The organism is Desulfomarina profundi (genome assembly GCF_019703855.1).
GTDB lineage: Bacteria > Desulfobacterota > Desulfobulbia > Desulfobulbales > Desulfocapsaceae > Desulfomarina > Desulfomarina profundi.
The window spans coordinates 3,152,106-3,168,334 of the sequence record NZ_AP024086.1 but is presented as its reverse complement, the minus strand read 5'-3'; the positions used below and the strand labels follow the sequence as shown (position 1 = coordinate 3,168,334).

The following is a 16,229-nucleotide window of genomic DNA, read 5'->3' as shown; positions in this document are numbered from 1 at the left end:
CTTTGAACCGGAAGGCAGCCGGAGAGGAAGCTGTTAAAGAGAATTATTCCTGCTTGCCTCTGTCAAAAACAGCTGTTTATGGACAGGCACTAGGTAGAGTCTCCTCAGAAAATCACGCCCCAATCGGTAGTCATCGGCTTTGAGTTGTATATCTGACAGTAAATTCTAATATTCGGGTAGAGATCCTCTCAGCTAGCTTGCAAAAAGTAAATTGAGACGATTTTTTCAACGTCTCGTACAACTCCCTGAACAGAACCATCAGGTTCATCACAAGGAAGATACAATTGATCCAGGTCTCAGATGTATTCTGAAGTTTCACCCTGATATAGTTGAGGCGGTAGCCGTTCTTGGCCTGACCAAATTTCCCTTCAATCGGTATCCTCTCTCTGCTGTCAGTGATTCGTTGGTTGAATGATCCAGTATTGCCGTTGCAGCTTGTGCGGGAGAGGGAACGGACTGCTACCAAGATAATCCAGCAATGATGAGATATGCTTGAGGTTCCTTCGTAAATATTGAAGCTACTCGCGGAGGCCTCGGCGACGAACCTTCAAACTCGGCCTTTTGTTCTTGGCAAGACTCAGGTACTGCTTTCTTGCCTTTCGGCGATAGGTTCTCGGTTTTTTCGTGTAATCGCTGAGAGCATACAGTTCATCAATCAGGTTTTCGGAAATCTCTCTGGCTTCACCCAGCAAACTCAGATCCATTGGGTACTTGATCGATTGCTCTGCAACCGTCGCATCAACAAGCAGTTTCCCTCTATTGTCAACTGGCTCAGAAGAGGCTTTTCCGAGTTTGCCAATCTTTGCCAGAATCACCTTCTCAAATGAGGCAAAAACATCTTCACCCATCTATTCTTCGGGTTTAGCCCGGATTTCTCATCAAATCCAAAGCTGACCAACATTTTAAGATCAGGCCAGCTTTGGACCAGTGTCACCCTCTGAAAATACCTTCCGGCTATCTGATATTGATAATTTCTAGCTCAAAAACCTTACTCATTCGGCAAAATAAGCCAAAACCTGTGTTTCTAGACACAGCTCCGCCATGGTTTTTCACGGAGCCGGTTTTTTAGCCTTGCACGGGTATTCCAGCTAATCGGTAGAGGATTGTATCCCAAAGTTCTTTATACGGATAGCCAGTTGCCAGGCTTATCCATACTTTCCGTACCGTGATTTTGACTTTGGCCCCAATTTTTAATATTTTCAGTCTGATAGTATCGCATTGAGCCCTTGCCATTTCTGTCCCTGTCAGACAGAGCTGTCGCAGTGTTTGCAACAGAATGTATGCGATTGATGAGAAATAGAGCCGTATTTGATTGCTCCTCATTTTACTGGTACTGGTTCGCGCGGAAAAGAGCACTAACTGCTGCTCTTTGATTCGATTCTCCATGTCTCCCAGAGCACAGTATATCTGCTCATATAAAACCTTCGCGTCGTACTGTGCCTCTGGCAACGATGTAACAATAAACCGAGGATTTTCGCCTTTTGGCAAATACTCAGCTTTACCAATAACTCTCCGATACCAGCGCCAGGTATTCAAGGTCCTGCAACAAAAATCCTTGAAGACACGCGATGAATTACCACTGCATTGGAACAGAGCTTTGACCAAGGCCATTTCTTCTTCTATCTCGGCCTTCAATCGGCTGTTTTTTTTGCGACACCAAGAACGAAATCGACATCATTGTCTTCGCACCAGCTCATCAGTTCTTCACGGCAAAAACCACTATCACCTCGAACAACTATTTGGGTATTCGGCCACCTGTTACGAATACGTTCAACAATCGGTGCCAACTCTTCCACTGTCCTGGAAGCTGCATCATTATCTGCCGTGCGCAGTCGGGCACAGAGCAAGTGCTCACCACAGAAAATGTAGAGAGGTAAATAGCAGTATGCCTTGTAGTAACCATGGAAAAAACGCCCCTCCTGGTTGCCGTGCAATGGATCGTCAGTTGCATCGACATCAAGGATGATCTGCGGTGGCGCTATTGGCGTTGACTCGAGAAAAATATCAACCAACAGATTGTCTACTTTCTCTTCATCAAGCCCTATCTTCTTGTACATGCTACCTGAAAGATCACCCTGAGCTGATAGCTCAAGACGATTGAGAGTACTCTTTCCGGCGAGTGGTTTCCCTTTATCTTTTAATGACTTACGATCATTGCCTGTGGGATCACTTTTGCCAACAGCTACCGCCAGCATTTGATCTTTTGACAGCTCGTCATGATCATTAAGATCCTCATACCCCAGAGCAAGACCAAACACCCGTTGAGATACCAGCGAAACAACATCATGTTCTATTCGCCTTGGATCACGGAAATCTGTAAAACACTCTGCAAATCGCCTGACAATTGCTGTACGGTTTTCAACCTCGCGAAGAAGCAGAGCCCCTCCATCGGAACTGATTGAACCCCAATCGAAATCTGCTCTGATTTCTCGTTTACCCAGCGCTTGAAATCTGCTTTTAATTTGAGTACATTCTGTTTTCATAGGCTATTTTTGTTGTTTGGGTTATCGTCTTAGAATTACGATAATATTACAACATTTATAGCCTATTTTCTTTGTTTTAATGAGAAATCCGGGTTAGATGTCCGACGAAGGGCAGGCTGAAACCTTCCAGGCTCAGCTGTTTTCTGCCTGTTTTAATTCACACAATATACTTTACACTACCAACAATGCTGTTCGTCTCATAGAAACCACCTCCGTGGCTCCCACTCAAACTGGAAATCTCTATTTTACTGCGGTACTAAACTGGGGAAGGTTACAACTGTATATCACTACAACTTTGACATCCTCTATTTTTCTAACCTATAATAAAGATGACAGATAAAAAAGTGTAGTACGGGAAAAATTCAAAGAGAGCATAAAGGGGCGGGGGTTTGGCTGACATATTGATTATTGATGATGATTTGGTGCTTTCCGAGATGCTTGTTGATCAAATGATGCGTTTAGGGCATAAAGCCGAAATGGTCAATACGCTGGCTGAAGGTTTGGAGAAAAGTAAAGAGTGCTTTTATGATGTGGTCCTGCTCGATGTGCAGTTGCCCGATGGAAATGGTCTGGAGTCTCTTGGTCATTTTAAAAACACGTCGTCATGCCCGGAGGTTATTATCATAACCGGGCAGGGGGAGGCGGATGGAGCTGAAAAGGCAGTTCTGAGTGGTGCCTGGGGGTATATTGAAAAACCGCATGTGATCAGAGAGCTGAACCTGCAGCTGACAAGGGCGCTACAGTACAGGCAGGAAAAAATGAGGGTAAATAAAATCCCGGTTGCCCTGAAACGAAAAAATATCATAGGTTCGAGCCCGGCAATAAATAAATGTCTTGATCAGGTAGCGCAGGCTGCTGCCAGTGATGTTTCGGTCCTTGTTGCCGGGGCAACAGGCACCGGCAAAGAGCTTTTTGCAAAAGCCATTCATGAAAACAGTTCCCGCTGTCATAAAAATTTTGTAGTAGTCGATTGTGCCGCATTACCTGAGAATCTAATTGAGAGCACACTTTTTGGTCATGTAAAAGGGGCTTTTACCGGAGCGGACAGAGAACAGAACGGACTGGTCAAACAGGCCGATGGCGGGACTCTTTTTCTAGATGAAGTCGGGGAATTACCCTTAAATACCCAGAAGAAATTTTTGCGTCTTTTACAGGAACATGAGTATCGACCGGTAGGATCTTCCAGTCAGCAGTACAGTGATTTTCGGTTGGTTGCTGCAACAAATCGAAATTTAGAAGAATGCGTTTCCAGGGATGAGTTCAGGGATGATCTTCTCTTCAGATTACAAGCTGTGACTATTAAGCTTCCCCCCTGAAGGAGAGACTTGAAGATATCAAACTGCTTTCCACACATTTTATTAATATACTCTGTGAACGTTATGGTCTTGATACTAAAGGAATCGCACCGGAATTTTTTGAGTCTCTGCTGGGGTATGATTGGCCTGGAAATGTTCGGGAACTGTACCAAACCATGGAGCAGGTGTTCACAGCTTCTTTTCTTGGCTCCACCTGTTTTGCTATTCATTTACCAGAGAAAATTCGTGTTCGACAGGCTCGCGCGGGATTTGAATCCCAGCAACTGTCTGAAGAAAAATCTCGGGAGCTGTCTTCCTGGCGAAAGCACAAGGAAATGTGCGAAAAAAGCTATGTTCAAAAGCTTAAGTTGGCATCTGAAAATAATATTTCAAAAGCATGCAGAATCTCCGGTTTGTCCAGAACCCGCCTTTATCAGCTTATTCAAAAATATGATGTAAAATTTTCATGAGAAATCCGATTTAGGATACGCTCGATTTCAGCTATTTCTTCCGCTTTATCCCCTCCTTTTTTATACAACAAAATCACAGATATTAATTATCGTGTGAGGACTGCAGGTTGACTGTACACTTTATCTGTCCACAAAATTTGCAGGTGTACCCTTTTGTGGACAGATAAAATTGTACATCAGGAGAGGGGCGATTATGTATTGAGCGAATCTTTTTTTTTAACAGCAGGTTAACGGTTTGTGCAGAAAAAATATTTCTTGGCATGGATAGTGCTTTACACGTTTTAACTTGAAAGTGGAAAGTATTTTAACCGTACATCTTTTGGGTATATTGCCGAGTGCGTATGAACATCTACTTTTATCCAGTGAAAGATTCTAAATGTGATGGCCATTGTCATTATATGACCTGTGCTAAAAGATGTCTGTCAAAATTCAGACCAATCATTGGTCTGCAGAAATTGATCATTTTACCTGGGGGGTCGAGGTTGAAAACCAGAGAAAGCCTGCACTTGCGGAGTGGTGATCTGGTGATTGTATATGTGGGGAACTGGCTTGACTTTAAAGAGCTTATTGAAATCAGGGAAATATTTGAGACGTTTAGGGTAATCCTGATAATGGGTGATGACAGCTTGGTTGACAATGCGAAATGCCATTTGCTCAAGCCACGATATATAACGGCTATCGATCAGGATACTGCTGAACTGGCATCCATTGTAAACAAGATGTGCAATGTAACATATTAATGAACAAGAAGATTATAAAGACAAATTAAATACGTTTGAAACTCAGCCTGACACTTTTAAAGCTGGAGATGTGACTGTTTTATCGGGCGTATTTTAAAAATCACTTTTGCAGATTCAAAAAGAATCTGAATGAGCATTATCCCATTGAAAAACTGTATTAATTTTGTTGAGTTTCATGGGTAACTCGAAATACAAAAGGTTAGGTACAGTAAGGGAGGAGTGTTGATTATGGCGGAACAACTTTTTGCATCATTTCTTCTTGACCGGGAGCTGGGGTTGGAAATAGCCATTGCTGCTGAAAGTGTAACAGAGGCAACACCTTTGACGGAAAGAATACAACCTCTGCCCGCAAGTGTCTCTTTTCTCGAAGGTATTATGCATCTTCGTGATGCCGTTATTCCTGTACTCAATCTGAAAAAGCGAATGGGTCTCGAAGGGGCTGGGGAATATGATAAAGATGCCAGGATTGCGGTGGTTATACTCGCAAATCAAAAATTCGGCCTGCTTTTTGATGATATTAAGGAAGTCATTAGAGTAGATGAGGCCCATATTCTTCCGATTCAGCCGGCATTACAATCTGAAAATTACATCATCTCTGATCTGATCACTTTGCACAATCAACACCGTACTCTGGAAGTTCTTGATCTGAACAGACTGTTCCAGAATTCAAATTTGCTGACAGATTCGATTATTACCTCCGGGTCTTCGCTGCAGACAACAGAAAAGTGGACGTATTCCAGATATACTATTTTTTCTTCTGGAGGAAGAGAATATGGTGTTCCCGTAGAGAATGCCAGGGAACTGACTTTTATCACCGATATTGATGATATGTTTAAAACCGGTTCTCTTGAAGGTGCTTTGCAATTACGTGGTCGCACGATTCCAGTAATGAATGCTGCCGCTCTTCTTAATGGTGATGATTCTGAAAAGGGGCTTACAGAATCAAGTCGTATTCTTGTAATAGCCACAAGCGCCTTAATTTTTGGCATGATCATAGATGAAATTCAGGAAATACTCACGGTAACCAATGAAAAAATTCTTTCAATGCCATCTGATGGAGATCGGTCGATTTCTGGTATATACGAACCCGTTCCAGGGCGCAATATCATGCTTCTTGATGTTGAAAACCTCGTGGCCTCCCAGATGGAATTACTGGAATCAATGGCAAGAATGAAGAGTGACGGTGACGAGCAGGAGGAAGCTCTAGTGGTAGAAGCCAGGCATTTGATAACAGAAAATTGCTATCTTATTTTTTCCATCGGGAAATATTTTGCAATTGAACTTAAAGATGTCCAGGAAATCATAGAGCAGGATACTTTATTACCTGTTCCGGGAGCCAATGGTTTTGATGCCTCGGTTTTTAATTTACGCGGTCAGGTAATCCCCGTGATTAATCTACGCAAATTTTACGGTTATCCGGATCAGAGTGGGAATGAAAACAACAGTAAATTGATTATATGTCGTGATGGTAAGCGTGTCATCGGGTTGCAGGTAGATGCAATTATAACCATCTATAAACAGGAACAGTTTCATGCAACACCATCACTCAATCCTCAATTGCAGCCCAAAAAAGACACCTTGGATCGTCTCATTGAGTTTATTGGTGACAAGAAGATAAAGGAACATCTTCTGATACTCAATATCCACAATCTGATCAACAACCATTTGCGGCATGATCCTGCTACCGCATCTCACTCGTCGACAGACTATCAAAATATTGAAGAAGAAAAAAATCTGTTATCCAACACAGTAAAAAGGAGGTAGTTCTATGGTCACTGCTGCAGCACAACACATTCTAGCTGGTGAGTCTTATTTGTCTCTATTAATGGATCCGAGTTATATCGTGAATGATGATATGATTATTACCTGGACTAATGATGCTTTTTTAGAAGAATTCCATCTTAAAAAATCTCAGGTTATCGGTAAGCTTACGTGTGAAGAGACGTGTCCCTCACAACTTTGTGGCACGAAAAATTGTCCGGCCAATAGAGCTAAACGTTTGAAGAAAGGTGTGGAAACAGAGGTGTTGCATGCAAATAATGGCAGTGACGTAAGCTGGTTTACTTCCCGGGCAAATCCATTACCGGAAAACAGCGGAACTTTGGTGAGCTTAAACGATATCACAAAGGAAAAAGTCCTGCATTCCAGGTTGCAGCAGATGGAAACAGATCTGAATGTAATTCCTACACCTATCATGGAAATTGATGATAAATTTACTGTCACTTTCATGAATCCTGCCGGAGCTGCAGTGGTGGGGAAAAATCCGGATGAGGTTATAGGTACAAAATGTTACGATCTTTTTAAAACACCCCATTGTAAAACAGAAAAGTGTGCCTGTAACAGGGCCATGAAAACTGATTCAGTTATTTCGGATCAGACAATTGCCAGGCCTGCTGACGGGATCATTATTCCTATAAAATATACCGGTGCACCAATAAAAGATGCCAAAGGAAATATAAAAGGAGCTCTTGAATATATTCTCGATGTTACGGAAGAGGCCCAGCAGAAGCAGGCAGCAGAAGAGAAGATAAACAACCTCAATACAATCCCGACCCCTATCATGTCGATTGACATTGACTACAATGTGACGTTTATGAATCCGGCAGGAGCAGCAGTTGTCGGCATGACGCCGGATGAGGTGGTGGGTAAAAAGTGTTTTGATCTTTTTAAGACACCCCATTGTAAGACGGAAAAATGTGCCTGTGCCAGGGCCATGAAGACGGATGCGGTTGTTACTGACAATACTATTGCCCGACCGGCAGAAGGCGTGATAATACCGATAAAATATACCGGTTCACCCATTAAGGATGCCAAGGGAAATATAAAAGGTGCTCTGGAATATATTCTTGATGTTACGGAAGAGGCCCAGCAGAAGCAGGCAGCAGAAGAGAAGATAAACAACCTCAATACAATCCCGACTCCTATCATGTCGATTGACATTGACTACAATGTGACGTTTATGAATCCGGCAGGAGCAGCAGTTGTCGGCATGACGCCGGATGAGGTGGTGGGTAAAAAGTGTTTTGATCTTTTTAAGACACCCCATTGTAAGACGGAAAAATGTGCCTGTGCCAGGGCCATGAAGACAGATGCGGTTGTTACTGACAATACTATTGCCCGACCGGCAGAAGGCGTGATAATACCGATAAAATATACCGGTTCACCCATTAAGGATGCCAAGGGAAATATAAAAGGTGCTCTGGAATATATCCTGGATATTACAGAAGAGGCAAAACAGAAACAGGATGCTGATGAAAAAATTGAAAATCTGAACGCTATTCCAACTCCCATTATGTCGGTTGATACTGGATTTAATGTAACTTTCATGAATCCAGCCGGGGCAGGTCTGGTCGGGCTTACTCCTGATGAAGCTATAGGTAAAAAATGCTACGAGCTTTTCAAAACTGCACATTGTCAGACAGAAAAATGTGCAGTTGGGCGTGCCATGCGTGAAGATCAAATCGTCAATGAAGAAACTATTGCCCGTCCGCAGGATGGTGTAATCGTACCCATTAAATATACTGGTGCTCCTATCAGAGATGCCAAGGGTAATATTAAGGGAGGTCTGGAATTTATTCTTGATATTACCGAAGAAGCAAAACAGAGGCAGGAAGCCAATGAAAAAATTGAAAACCTCAACGTTATTCCCAATCCCATCCATTCGGTAAATTTGGACTATAAAATTACTTATATCAATCCTGCCGGCGCCGCTATTGCGGGAATGACCGTGGAAGAGGCCATGGGGAAAAGGTGTTCTGATCTTTTTGGTACTGATATCTGCAATACTGAACATTGTTTGGTTCAACGGGCAATCAGTGGCAACACGACAATCACGGAACAGACTACTGCTCATATTGGTGGCAGGGATATTCCGGTTAATGTTACCAGTGTTTCCATAAAGGATGCAAAAGGTAATATTAAAGGAGGTCTGGAATATATGGTTGATGTGACCTCGGAGGCAAAGGTGGCGCAACTGATTAATACGGCATCTTCTGAGGTGGAGACTCTTGTTTCTGATTCTCTTGCGAAAATGGATGAGGCAACCAACAACATGGAAGCCATGAGTAAACTGATTGACAAAGAAGTCAGGTTGCTTGACGATTCCTCTATTACTTTGGACAATATGCTTGGATTTACAAAAGAAATGGTAGACCTTACAACCAAATCCAGTGAAATGGCTGCCGGTGTTGCAAAAGATGCGGAACAGGGTAAAAAGGCCGGTGCGGATGCGGAGAAGAAGATGGTGGCAATTAATACATCAATGGAAGGATCCAATAAGATGGTGGGTAATCTAGTGAATCAACTCGAAAAAATAGGTGGATTTGTTGATATCATAAAGGAAATAGCCTCCCAGACTAACCTTTTGGCATTCAATGCGGCTATTGAAGCAGCCCGGGCTGGTGATGCAGGGCGCGGATTTGCAGTGGTTGCCGATGAGATTCGTAAATTGGCAGAAAATTCATCAAAATCGGCAGTGGATATTGCCAATATTGTCAAAAAAGTTGAACATGAGTCCAAAGAAACCATCGTGGCAATGAAGGATGGAATGAAAATGCTTGGGGATGGCAGCGAGGTGATTGAGACTGCTCTTGAGGCTATGGAAAAAATCTCAACCGGTATTGTTACCATTTCAAATTCTGTTGAAGAGCTGGATAAAAAAGCAGATATTCTCAGTGATAATGGGCAAAATGTTAAGGAGCAACTCAGCAGCGTGGTGAATTCCTCCCAGGAAAATCAAGAATCTACCAAAATGGTTAACTTGTCCATTGATGGAACAATTGAGGCGCTGAATAAGCTTGCTTCCTCCAGCAAGGAATTGAATATAGCAGTCAGCTCAATGTAGATAAGATGATATGAGTTTATTTGGAGACAGACTTTTTACCCGCAGGCTGATTTTGTCAAAAATCAGGGAAGATGATCTTCAGACTATAGTTACCTGGAGTCGGTCAAAAATTGCCTGCGGGTCGTATTTGAACCCTGAAAACTATGATATTGAACAAATGCGGACGCAGATTAACTCTGGTGGTTTTTGGGGTGAGTTGGAAAAAATGTTTTTAGTTTCTATAAAAGACAGAGAATTGCCAATTGGAACAGTTCATTATTGGCGCCAGCCTGCGGCCGGGAAAAATTCCATCACTATGGCTTTAAAAGTAGCTCTACCTGAAGAGCGTGGTAAGGGGTATGGTACCGAAATACAAAAATTCCTTATTATGCATCTTTTTGATCGACTTTCGGTGGAAGTTATTGAAATGTATACTGATATAGACAATATAGCCCAGCAGCGCTGTCTTCAAAAACTGGGATTCGAGCTTGTCGAATCCCTGGTTTATGATGATCAGCAGGAAAAAAGGACGGGCCATCTCTTCAGATTGACTTCAGACCAGTATCATTCGCAGCCCATCTACCAATATCACTATGAATAAGCTTGGCCTGGTTTTTGACAACAGATATTTACACCATTCGATTTCCGCCTCCTCTGCTGAAAATCCTGACCGGGTTCGCAGTCTTTATCTGCAATTGCAGCACAATACCAATACATCCATTGTTCATATTCAACCACGGGAAGCAACCAGTGGTGAAATAGGTATGCTGCATTCACCGTTTTATATGGAACAATTACGGGAACATGCTGTAAAAAACGATCCTTTTACCTATGACCGTGATACCTATCTCATGGAGGAATCCGTACCTACCGCTCAACTAGCCGCGGGAGGGTGTTTCAGTCTTGCTGATCAAATCATGGCGGGAAATATTGATTACGGTTTCGCTCTGGTTCGTCCTCCTGGCCACCATGCTATGGGAGGAAGAGGGATGGGCTTCTGTATTTTTAATAATGTTGCCCTGACAGCAGAATATCTCCGCAGGCAGTATGGTCTTAAACGTATTCTTATTCTCGATTTTGATATTCACCACGCCAACGGTACTCAGGAAATATTCTATGACACAAATGAAGTTCTGCTCTGCTCAATTCACCAGAGGGGTATATTCCCTTTCACTGGTCCTTCAACGGAAACAGGGAGTGAGGAAGGGGTGGGATATACCATAAATATCCCGATTCATCCTCAATTTGGTGATCAGGAATATACTTGCCTGCTCGGACAGTTGCTTCAAGGGGTGGCGGAACAGTATCTTCCTCAATTTATATTGGTTTCAGCCGGTTTTGATGCCCACGTTGACGATAATATCAGTGGTACGTTTTTGAGTACGGAGTGGTATGGTTTGATTACCCATATCCTGCGACGTCATGCTGCTGAAAATTGCGAAAATCGTCTCCTCTATGTTCTAGAGGGTGGGTATAATCCTGTTTCTTTGAAAGATTCGGTACTTGCAACTATTGATGCCATGACAAGAAGTGAAATTATCAGGCCTGGGATTCTTTCTGTCCCGCGGGCGGAAATGATTCTTGATGGTCATCCTCTCCATCGTCACTGGACAATTTAATACTTTCTTCGCAAGAACTGTAACCCCTTTTTATTCGTGTAACATTTTTACTCTGATATTACAACTAATTATGGGAAAGATAGAGCTTGATGACGTGGTGCTCAAAACCATTTTGCAGGATTGTCGACAATGTGGTACCTGCTGTAAAAAATATAAAAAAGTCCTGCTTCAAGGAGATGAGGTGGCATATATTAAAAAAATGGGAGGACATGTTGGTGTTGATGCTACTTTAAAAGAACTTCGGGAGAAACCGCTGGCGCAACTCATAGAAGAAAACAAGGAAAAAGGCAGGGTTTATATGATTCATCCCGATGATAAGGGTTGTGTTTTTCTGGAGCAACGGAACGATCTGTATTTTTGTAAAATTTACCATTATCGACCTCTTTCCTGTCAGGGATTTCGCTGCAATCTGGCAGATGAGAGTTTTCTTACACTTTTTGGAGATAATGCTATCAGTCTGTTAGGGTAGATCAAGACATAAATCTTAGCGAAGATATCATTGAACAATAAGCGATCAGGTCGTGTTATTATCTGATAATTAACTCTGCAAGATTCAATGAACTGGAAAATTGGATTCTCATTAATTGGTGGTAAAATATGGATAGAAAGCAAACAGTTTCCAAACTTGCGGGAAAACAGTTAACAGATTGTCTGCCCAGGAAGAAAAATAAAGATTTTTTTCAATCAATAGCATTGTCGGCACCTGTGGGTATAGGTTTTGTTGTGGATGGTGTTATTCATTGGACTAATGAGAAGGTAACCGGAATTACCGGATATACAAGAGACGAACTGGAAGGGAAAAACGCCTGTATGCTCTTTCCAGATAAAGAAGAGTTTGACCGGGTCAGTTTAGAAAAAGATCAGCAGCTAAAAGCGAGAGGCGCAGGTGCCGTTGACACGCAATTCAAACGGAAAGATGGTGCTGTTATCGATATTCATCTGAGTTTTACTCCCTTTGATCAAGAGAATTGGTCTGCAGGAGAAACGTTTATAGCCCAGGATATAACTGAGCGTAAAAAGATGAAACAGGAACTGATAAAAAGCAAAAAAGAATGGGAACGAACCTTTGATGCAATGCCGGATATTGTGACTATTCAAGATAGAAATCTTACCATAATCCGGGCAAATCAGGCAGCTTCAAGCACTTTGGGGAAGTCCTGGAATGAGATTGTCGGCCACCATTGTTTTTCACTGTTTCGCAATGATGATACTGTTTGTAGGGATTGCCCGCTTATCGATACAAAAAAACATTTTTTTCCCTGCAGTGGAGAAATATACCATGAAAAACTAGACAAAACGTTTCTAGTTTCAGCTGCACCAATTTTAGATGACCAGAGCAAGCTCGAGTATATTATTCATGTAGCCAAAGATATAAGTGATTTGAAAAAATCAGAAATTGGACGGTTGCGGCTGGCAGCGGCTATTGATCAGGTCTCTGAGATTATAATGATCAGTGATAGTCAAGGAAATATCCAGTATGTCAATCCTGCGTTTGAAAAAACAACTGGTTTTACCTGTGAGGAAGCTATTGGGCAAAATTGCTGTTTTTTAAGCCATGGTGATCAAAATACGAAAAGCTTTGAAAAAATGTGTAGTGCACTTCATGGAGGGCAAACATGGAGTGGTTCTCTTATTAACGTAAAAAAAGACGGTTCTTCCTATGAAGAAGAAGCTACTTTTACACCTGTTAAGGATAATGAGGGCAGGATTACTAATTTTGTAGCGGTAAAGCGTGATGTGAGTCGCGAAAAATCACTTGAAAAGCAGCTGAGGCAGGCAGTGAAGATGGAGGCAATTGGTACTCTTGCCGGTGGTATTGCTCATGATTTTAATAATATTCTTTCGGCCATTCTCGGATATAGTGAAATGGCAAGAGCTCAATTATCTGCAGATGATCCTGTGGGTAAAGATCTGGATCGGGTTATCCAGTCGGGCTACAGGGCAACGGATCTTGTAAAACAGATTTTGACGTTCAGTCGTCAGGAAGAGGGTGATTTTAAACCGTTTAAGGCTCATTTAATCATTAAAGAAGTTCTCAAGTTGTTGCGATCGACTTTGCCTGCAACTATCGAGCTCCAGGAAAACGTTGCAACAGATTGCCGACCGATTTTAGTGGATTCCACCCAACTGCATCAGGTATTAATGAACCTCTGTACTAACGCCAAGCATGCAATCGGTCATCATACAGGAAAATTGCAAGTTGCACTATCTGAAATTGAAGTTACCGGAGACAATGATATTGTTGATTGTCCGCAATTAAAAGCAGGAGTGTATCTGGATCTTGAAGTCAGTGATACTGGATGTGGAATGGATGAAGTGACTCTGTCAAAGGTCTTTGATCCGTTTTTCACTACCAAAAAAAAAGGAGAGGGAACTGGTTTGGGCCTGGCTGTGGTTCATGGAATTATTAAACAGCATAAAGGGGAAATCACTGTTTCGAGTGAGCTGGACCAGGGAACCACTTTCCATATATATCTTCCCATAATTGACGAAGAGTGTTTTCAAGCTGTACATCTGGTATCTGAGGATATTCCAAAGGGGAATGAGCGGTTGTTGATTGTTGATGATGAACAGGTTCTCGGCCAATTGATGCAGCGTATGCTGAAGAGCCTTGGTTACTCAGTATCTTTTTTTTCCAGCAGTGTTGAAGCGTGGGAGGTCTTTAAGAGCAATCCTGAGATGTTCGATCTAGTTATTACTGATATGACTATGCCGGAAATGACGGGAATCGATCTGGCCGGGAAACTGCTCGATCTGCAACCTGGCTTACCGGTTATTTTGTGTACAGGTTTCAGTGAAGCAATTAATGAGATGACGGTCAGATCGTTCGGCATCTGTGAATATGTCACGAAACCTGTTGATAAATATACCCTGGCTAAAGTTATCCGGAAGGCGTTGGGAAAAAGTTTAAAATAATCTGCCGCAGATCGGACCGCCTGTTCAGGCAAAAGGCAGCATCATAGATTATATTGAGATATTCTATAACAGCCAAAGGCGCCATTCGTATTTGAAGTACTTGACTCCGATGGAATTTGAGAAAAAACTGACTTTACAAAAAGTCGCTTTAAAAAATTTCCACGTTTACTTGACCAGCTCAAACCAACCAGTGAATATCAGCGTAAACAACCGTCGCTAAACTGATTCCGTCTCTGATAATATCCAGGGATAGTGAATTTCCTGGAAAGCTTTACTGCTCCTGATAGGAATGTTGTTTTTTCTTGACACTGTCAAGCATATCACACCTAGTAGCGTATTGACTCCATGTTCACGTTTTCTGTTTTTTTGTCAGGGGTGAATGTGGATATTCGCATGAACTGTTTTGTGTCTATGGTGTGAAAATTTGCCGGAAAGAATCACTGGTTGATGGTTAACGAGTTGAAATCCTGTCAAACATTTGCCGGATAAGCGGAAAATATTCCCCAATTGCGGAAAAACAGGTGTTGGCGGTAACGGTAATTACTTAAAAAGGAACGGGGGAGAATAACACCTACTTGAAAACTCTGTTGCTGCGGCACATATCTTTTGCTGACAGGCCTCGACCTTTTGAAAAATAGATCTTATTCACGCCTTCTTTCCTTTTAGCATTTTTGCCTCTTGCCGGTAGCAAAAAGTTCTTCAGCGTTCAACAGCAGTTGTTTATCCAGGATGAGATTTGGTTTGGATGAACTTTATATTCTGTTGCAAGTTGTGATATTGTCTTGATACCTTTGATAGTCTCAATGGCAACCTTAGCTTTAAACATCTCCGAAAACGATCTTCTTTTTCTCTTCATCCGCATCCCTTTTTAATACCGTTTTTCGCATACAGATGCCCACTTAAGGGGGTATCGAAAATTGGGGTTAACCGCAGTTGGTTCAGGTTTTCGGAAACACAGAGCCGGTCATCATGGAGACACGAGAGGTCGAGCGATTGGCTTATGATGAAAAATATCTTGTGAATTCATGATGATATGGACATGGTCATTTTTTTTGCATTTTTATTTCGCAATTGGACCATAGTTTGCATATTAAGGGAGAATGAAAATGTATGTTGTGTAGAGAAAATCAAAAAGAGATCGAAACAAGATCAAGAAAAGGGGGATGGAATGAAGAAAAAATTGTTGGTTGGTTTGGTTACAGGGTTGTTTTTGGCGGGTATGGTCGGGGTTGCGAGTGCGGATGTTATAGCTTCATTTGAAATGGGTGGAGGAAACCCATTTTATGATGATTACGATATTTTTATTGGCGTAGGAGATATTTCTTCCCCGGACTGGATAGTTCAGTTGGCGTGGGATCATACTGGGGGAGGTAGCACGGACCCAGAAGGACATTTCGGTTCAGTGGATATTACCTCTCAGTTTTTAATGACAGGTGGACAAACGTGGTGGGTGCATGCCGATGATAATTGGGGAATTAATTCTTCTTATATTCAAAGTTTCACCATTGATACCGGATCGATAGTGTATTCTTCTCCTGATACTCCCGTTTACGTACCTGATTATCAAGATCGTTACGCTTATATTAATGTTCCTACCCAGAATCCCGTCCCGGAACCGGCCACCATGCTGCTGTTCGGTGCCGGCCTGGCCGGTCTTGTTGGTCTGCGCAGGCAGCAGGGCAAGAAATAATTTTTTCATTACCAGTTTTCCGTATCAAAGGCGGCCCCACTTCAGGTGAGGCCGCCTTTTTCAATTGTAGGCTACCCTGAAAAATTGCCTTTTCGCCCGATCTCTGCGTCACAAGAAAATGAAAAATGCTCACATGTGGCTAATATGTTGCGCTTTTTAATTTTCCTGTTCCTTGACCTCAAACGAAAATCCTA

At 42.3% G+C, this 16,229-nt stretch carries 11 protein-coding genes and 3 pseudogenes; 11 read left to right on the top strand and 3 right to left on the bottom strand.

The features are described from left to right. Nucleotides 1-250: 250 nt before the first annotated feature. Together LO777_RS21390 and LO777_RS14580 are read right to left on the bottom strand one after the other, a co-directional pair. Nucleotides 251-782 (bottom strand): annotated as a pseudogene (locus LO777_RS21390) (transposase); the annotation flags it as partial. A 283-nt stretch (nucleotides 783-1,065) separates the two neighbouring features. Continuing rightward, a pseudogene (locus tag LO777_RS14580) lies at nucleotides 1,066-2,483 on the bottom strand (IS1380 family transposase). Between the two features lie 389 nt (nucleotides 2,484-2,872). On the opposite strand from LO777_RS14580, the gene LO777_RS14575 reads away from it, so the two are divergent. The 10 genes and pseudogenes from LO777_RS14575 to LO777_RS21380 all read left to right on the top strand — a co-directional run. After that, entirely contained in the window at nucleotides 2,873-3,799 is a 927-nt protein-coding gene (locus tag LO777_RS14575) for a sigma-54-dependent transcriptional regulator (RefSeq protein WP_329955594.1), read from the top strand. Next, the gene (locus LO777_RS21385; protein ID WP_456237679.1) at nucleotides 3,796-4,248 is read left to right on the top strand and encodes an AAA-type ATPase lid domain-containing protein; all 453 of its coding nucleotides are present in this window, start codon (nucleotides 3,796-3,798) and stop codon (nucleotides 4,246-4,248) included. Before LO777_RS14575 ends, LO777_RS21385 begins: the two co-directional genes overlap by 4 nt. Nucleotides 4,249-4,730: 482 nt before the next feature. Further along, the gene (locus LO777_RS14570; RefSeq protein ID WP_228854605.1) at nucleotides 4,731-4,988 is read left to right on the top strand and encodes a hypothetical protein; all 258 of its coding nucleotides are present in this window, start codon (nucleotides 4,731-4,733) and stop codon (nucleotides 4,986-4,988) included. A 228-nt stretch (nucleotides 4,989-5,216) separates the two neighbouring features. Further along, complete coding sequence (locus tag LO777_RS14565) at nucleotides 5,217-6,752, top strand: chemotaxis protein CheW (protein ID WP_228854604.1); 1,536 nt, start codon at nucleotides 5,217-5,219, stop codon at nucleotides 6,750-6,752. A gap of 4 nt (nucleotides 6,753-6,756) precedes the next feature. Beyond that, a complete protein-coding gene (locus LO777_RS14560) occupies nucleotides 6,757-9,831 on the top strand; it encodes a methyl-accepting chemotaxis protein (RefSeq protein WP_228854603.1) in 3,075 nt (1,024 codons plus the stop codon). Nucleotides 9,832-9,841: 10 nt separating this feature from the next. After that, nucleotides 9,842-10,411, top strand: coding sequence for a GNAT family N-acetyltransferase (locus LO777_RS14555; RefSeq protein WP_228854602.1), 570 nt, complete (start codon nucleotides 9,842-9,844; stop codon nucleotides 10,409-10,411). Beyond that, a complete protein-coding gene (locus LO777_RS14550; protein ID WP_228854601.1) occupies nucleotides 10,404-11,429 on the top strand; it encodes a histone deacetylase family protein in 1,026 nt (341 codons plus the stop codon). The genes LO777_RS14555 and LO777_RS14550 overlap by 8 nt, the downstream gene beginning before the upstream one ends. Before the next feature lie 70 nt (nucleotides 11,430-11,499). Further along, the gene (locus tag LO777_RS14545) at nucleotides 11,500-11,898 is read left to right on the top strand and encodes a YkgJ family cysteine cluster protein (RefSeq protein WP_228854600.1); all 399 of its coding nucleotides are present in this window, start codon (nucleotides 11,500-11,502) and stop codon (nucleotides 11,896-11,898) included. Nucleotides 11,899-12,026: 128 nt separating this feature from the next. Further along, complete coding sequence (locus LO777_RS14540) at nucleotides 12,027-14,345, top strand: PAS domain-containing hybrid sensor histidine kinase/response regulator (RefSeq protein WP_228854599.1); 2,319 nt, start codon at nucleotides 12,027-12,029, stop codon at nucleotides 14,343-14,345. Between the two features lie 37 nt (nucleotides 14,346-14,382). Next, nucleotides 14,383-14,475, top strand: a pseudogene (locus LO777_RS21380) (IS3 family transposase); the annotation flags it as partial. Nucleotides 14,476-15,051: 576 nt separating this feature from the next. Here LO777_RS21380 and LO777_RS14530 read toward each other — a convergent pair. Next, nucleotides 15,052-15,201 carry a transposase gene (locus LO777_RS14530; protein WP_407929152.1) on the bottom strand — a complete coding sequence of 50 codons (150 nt, stop codon included), beginning with the start codon at nucleotides 15,199-15,201 and terminating at the stop codon, nucleotides 15,052-15,054. 177 nt (nucleotides 15,202-15,378) lie between these two features. Between LO777_RS14530 and LO777_RS14525 the strand changes: the two genes are divergently transcribed. Next, nucleotides 15,379-16,035, top strand: a complete 657-nt coding sequence (locus LO777_RS14525) for a PEP-CTERM sorting domain-containing protein (protein WP_228854598.1) — start codon at nucleotides 15,379-15,381, stop codon at nucleotides 16,033-16,035. Nucleotides 16,036-16,229: the final 194 nt, after the last annotated feature.